This is a genomic window from Methanobrevibacter sp., from assembly GCF_045577275.1.
Lineage (GTDB): Archaea > Methanobacteriota > Methanobacteria > Methanobacteriales > Methanobacteriaceae > Methanobrevibacter.
This window is the reverse complement of the sequence record NZ_JAZNIB010000315.1, coordinates 1-4,615: the sequence shown is the minus strand read 5'-3', so window position 1 is coordinate 4,615 and position 4,615 is coordinate 1. Positions and strand designations below refer to the sequence as shown.

At 31.7% G+C, this 4,615-nt stretch carries 5 protein-coding genes; all 5 read left to right on the top strand.

All coding sequences use genetic code 11. The features are described from left to right. The first annotated feature begins 148 nt into the window (after positions 1-148). The 5 genes from ACKI67_RS09005 to ACKI67_RS08985 all read left to right on the top strand — a co-directional run bounded on the left by ACKI67_RS09005 (position 149) and on the right by ACKI67_RS08985 (position 4,273). The gene (locus ACKI67_RS09005; protein ID WP_407463200.1) at positions 149-691 is read left to right on the top strand and encodes a flavodoxin family protein; all 543 of its coding nucleotides are present in this window, start codon (positions 149-151) and stop codon (positions 689-691) included. A gap of 169 nt (positions 692-860) precedes the next feature. Beyond that, positions 861-1,652: a methanogenesis marker protein Mmp4/MtxX gene (gene mtxX, locus ACKI67_RS09000; protein WP_407463199.1), complete on the top strand. Its 792-nt coding sequence runs from the start codon at positions 861-863 to the stop codon at positions 1,650-1,652. A gap of 250 nt (positions 1,653-1,902) precedes the next feature. Further along, positions 1,903-2,667: a polyprenyl diphosphate synthase gene (uppS, locus tag ACKI67_RS08995; RefSeq protein ID WP_407463198.1), complete on the top strand. Its 765-nt coding sequence runs from the start codon at positions 1,903-1,905 to the stop codon at positions 2,665-2,667. Positions 2,668-2,744: 77 nt separating this feature from the next. Beyond that, the gene (locus ACKI67_RS08990; RefSeq protein ID WP_407463197.1) at positions 2,745-3,506 is read left to right on the top strand and encodes a TatD family hydrolase; all 762 of its coding nucleotides are present in this window, start codon (positions 2,745-2,747) and stop codon (positions 3,504-3,506) included. Between the two features lie 86 nt (positions 3,507-3,592). Then, a complete protein-coding gene (locus ACKI67_RS08985; RefSeq protein WP_407463196.1) occupies positions 3,593-4,273 on the top strand; it encodes a 2,5-diamino-6-(ribosylamino)-4(3H)-pyrimidinone 5'-phosphate reductase in 681 nt (226 codons plus the stop codon). Positions 4,274-4,615: the final 342 nt, after the last annotated feature.

Sequence of the window (4,615 nt, the reverse complement as noted above, 5' to 3'; positions counted from 1 at the left end):
TTTTTTTTTGATGATATTCGGATGATATTGGGATTAAATTAACCTATTTAACTAAAAAAACTATATATAATCTTAAAATATACTATTAAATGTAATTAATAATCATTTAAATTATTAATGCTAATTTAAATATTTTGGAGGAAGAAAAATGAAAATTATTGCATTACAAGGAAGTCCACGTATCGGTGGAAACTGTGACGTATTAATGGATGAAATGATTAAAGGTGCAGAAGAAAACGGTCACGAAGTAGTTAAATACTACCTCGAAGAAGAAGACATTGCAGGCTGTAAAGCATGTATGTTCTGTGCTGAAAACCCTGACTGTGTACGCGAAGACGATGGTAACAAGATCATCAATGAATTGGTTGCAGCAGATGGTGTAATCTTTGCAACTCCTATCTACTATGGTCAAATGACTGCACAAGCAAAAACCATTATCGACCGTTTCTATGCAATCGGTCAAAACCCAGATAAAAGCTTATCCGGTAAAGCAGCACTTATCTTTACTGAAAACCAACCTGAAGGAACCTATAAGGATTACATAGAATTAACCAAATTCTCTCCATTCACCTTTATGGGTTATGAAGTAATTGGTCATGTTGATGCAGGTAGTGCTGGACCAGCAGGAATCGTTGCAGAAGAACAAGAAAACAAATTAAAAGAAGCTTACGAATTAGGTAAACAATTTTAGATTTATCTAATTTTCTTTCTTTTTTTATTTTAACTTTTTTTCACTATTTTTTAACTTTATTTTTACTATTTTTTTGTTATTTCTCAGTTTACTTTTTTTTAATATTCGATTTCTTATTATTTTCTAATTTTATAAAACTATAAATTAAATAATAGATAAATCAATTACTATGATTAATATAGTGGCTGGTTTAGGAGAAAATGAAAATATCATTCTTGCTTCTAATGAATTAAAGGATATTGAAGATTTAAGCATAACTTTAGTTGAAACTGAGGATGAGCTTATAGAAGCATTTGAAAATCCTGAAGTGGATGCAGTTATCCGAGGATCATTAAAGGCATCTAAAGTTATTAAAGCCATCAAAGAGCTTAAATCAGATAGGATAATCAATAGAACCACCTATATTAATACAGAAGATGATGAGAACTTTTCAAAGGATTATGAATTCCTTCTTGCTCCTGTAGGCATTGATGAAGGAAAGAATACGCAAGAGAAGATTACGCTGGCTATCCAATCAGCAAATTTCATTCAATATCTAGGCAAAATGCCTAAAATAGCTATTTTGGCAGAAGGAAGAAAAGATGATTTGGGAAGAAGCGAAAGGATAGATGAAAGTTTAAAATCATCAGAGAAACTCACTGAATTATTGATCAATGAGTTTGGCCAATTGGAAAATTTCGACAATGAATCAGATGATGTTTCAAAAAACTATTCCATCAAAAACTATTATATTCTCTTGGAGCAAGCCATTGAGGATGGAAACAATATAATCCTTGCAAATGATGGCATTTTTGGGAATATCCTTTTTAGAACTCTTGTTTTGCTTGACTCATGGCCAAGTTATGGTGCTGTAACACTTGGAATCGATGAGGTATTCATTGATACAAGCCGTGACCAAAGTGTAGAAGGATATGTGAGAAGCTTAAAATTGGCTTATAGGTTAGCAAAGCTAAAAAAATAATTCAGATAATCTTTTTTTTTTAAAATTTTATATGTTATTTTTACTTAATTTTCTTCTTTTTTTAAAATTTTTCATTGTTATTTCTACTTAATTTTCTTCTTTTTTTAGATTCATATATAAAACTATTTAAATTAATTTAATGAAATATAATAATAATAGAAATTACTAACAAAGTAATTATAAACATTTAAAATTAATATAAATAGTGAAATTAATAATCTAGCAAAAAAAATTTTTATGGGGAATGCTTGTGCCACCACAATTTTTATATACACTTTATGAGAAGCGTCTTTTAAAGGAATTAGACCCTGAAAGGATGCCAAGACATGTAGCTATTATCATGGACGGTAATAGAAGATACTCAAAGATTCAAGGAAATATGGAGGTTATCAAAGGCCATGAAATTGGTGTGGATACCTTGGAAAAGGTTCTTGATTGGAGTATCGATTTAGGAATTGAAATTGTTACCGCTTATGCCTTTTCAACCGAAAACTTCAACAGGCCTCAGCATGAAGTTGAAGGATTGATGAATCTTTTCGTTAAAAACTTCAAAAGGATTGTAAGTCATGAAAAGATACATAAGAATAAGGTCAAGGTAAAGGTAGTTGGCAGAACTGAACTTTTGCCTGATAGTGTCAGAGAAGCGATTATGGAAGCTGAAGAATCTACAAAGGATTATAATGAAAGATTATTCAACTTGGCTATTGGATATGATGGACGTTTGGAAATTGTAGATGCCATCAAGAAGATCTATAAGCAAGTGGAAGATGGTGAAATTTCCATTGATGATATTGATGAAGATTTGGTCAGCAAAAATCTTTATACTGAAGGTCTCGAAGACCCAAGCCTCATCATCAGGACAAGTGGAGAAGAAAGACTTAGTGGTTTCTTGCTATGGCAATCTTCTTACTCAGAGCTTTATTTCTGTGACAGCTTATGGCCAGAGCTTAGAAAAGTAGACTATCTAAGGGCCATCAGGGATTATCAGGAAAGAGATAGACGTTTTGGTGTATAAATATATAATTTAAAAATTATTTTCTTTTTTTATTCTTTTTTAATATTTATTCATATTTTATTTTTATTGTGATTATTATGATAGACACACATTGTCATATAGATTTTGATGAATTTGATGCAGACAGGGAAGATGTGATATCCAGAGCTAAGGAAAAGCTTAATGCCGTAATAAATTCAGGTTATGGTTTGGAAAGCAATGAAAAGGCATTAAGACTTTCTAAGGAATATGAAGGGTTTGTTTATCCTACATTTGGTTTTCATCCGGTCAGTTCACAGAATTCTCCACAAGAGGAAATCGATGCAGCACATAAGCAGATGATTGAGCATCTTGATGAGATTTTGGCTATTGGTGAAGTTGGCATGGACTTCTTCTACTGCACTGACAAGACATTGAGGGCTCGCCAACAGGAAATCTTCACAGGATTCGTTGAACTTGCAAATGAATACAAAAAACCTCTGCTCATTCATGGTAGGGACTGTGAGAAGAAAATATTCAATTTATTAAAGGATTATGATGATATTCCTAAGGTGATATATCATTGTTATGGAGGTAGCCTAAAGACAGCCAGAAAGATTTTGGATATTGAAGACCATTACTTGAGCTGTTCCACTATGGTGTGCTACAGTCAAAGACATCAAGACCTTTTCAAGGAAATTCCTATTGAAAGAATCTTGACTGAAACTGACAGCCCATACTTGGCAATGACCAAGGATGAAAGGAATGAACCTGCAAATGTTGCACTTGCAGTTGAAAAATTAGCTGAACTTCATGAAATTAGTGTGAATGATGTATCTCTACAAACTGAAAAGAATGCAAGATATGTATTCGGCATATAATTTTAAAGAAACGATTAATTAAATTGATACTTATAAATATTATTCAATTCTGATAAATCTATTATTAAATTTAAAGGTATGATATTATGAAACCTTATGTTATCCTTAATGCGGCTATGACATTGGATGGAAAAATAGCTACAAAAACAGGAAGTTCTGAAATTTCAGGGCCTGAAGATCTTGAACGTGTCCATGAAATCAGAAAGGAAGTTGATGGAATCATGGTTGGAATCGGAACAGTTCTTGCAGATGACCCTAGACTTACCGTCCATAAGATCAATGCAAAAAAGGAAGACAATCCAATTCGTGTCGTAGTGGACAATAAGGCAAGGACTCCACTTGACTATAGGATATTGAATGATGATGCTGAAACAATCATTGCTGTAAGCAGCATCTGTGATGAGAATAATCCTGATTGTGATATCGATGCTGTAAATAGGGCAAAGGAACTTTCTAAAAAGGTAAATGTCTTCTATTCATCTAAGGAATCTGTAGACCTGGTGGAATTTATGGAGCATTTGCATTCCCAAGGAATAGAAACCCTTATGCTTGAAGGGGGATCCACTCTCAACTTTTCAATGATTAGGGAAAATCTTATAGATGAGGTCAAGATATGCATAGCTCCTATGATTGTTGGTGGAAAGGATTCCAAAACTTTCTTTGATGGAGAAGGTTTTGATTATATGAAAGATGCAATTCCATTGAAATTAGAGAAATATTATCCTTTGGGAAAGGATTTTGTTATGGAATATAAGGTTTTAAAATAATTCTGCCCATTATGGAATATTTATTAATTAATGAAAAATAGAATAAATGATAAAATAGAATAAATTATAAAAATAGAAGTTGATTAATAAAATAAATAAAAGAATAATAAAAATAATGTAAAAGCAAACAAATCATTTTCTTTGTTTGCTCCTACTTGTTTTTGAAATTTTGGTTTTCAAGTTGAGGTTTCAGTTTTCGTTTCTTGATTTTTTCACCTCATTTTTTGTTTTTTCGATTTGACAGATTTGTTTTTTCTTTTTTTGATTTGATTTGAAATATAGATTGAAGCAATGTTTTGTAGAATGATTTTAGTTTAATTCCTTGCTAAAATACATTTTTTT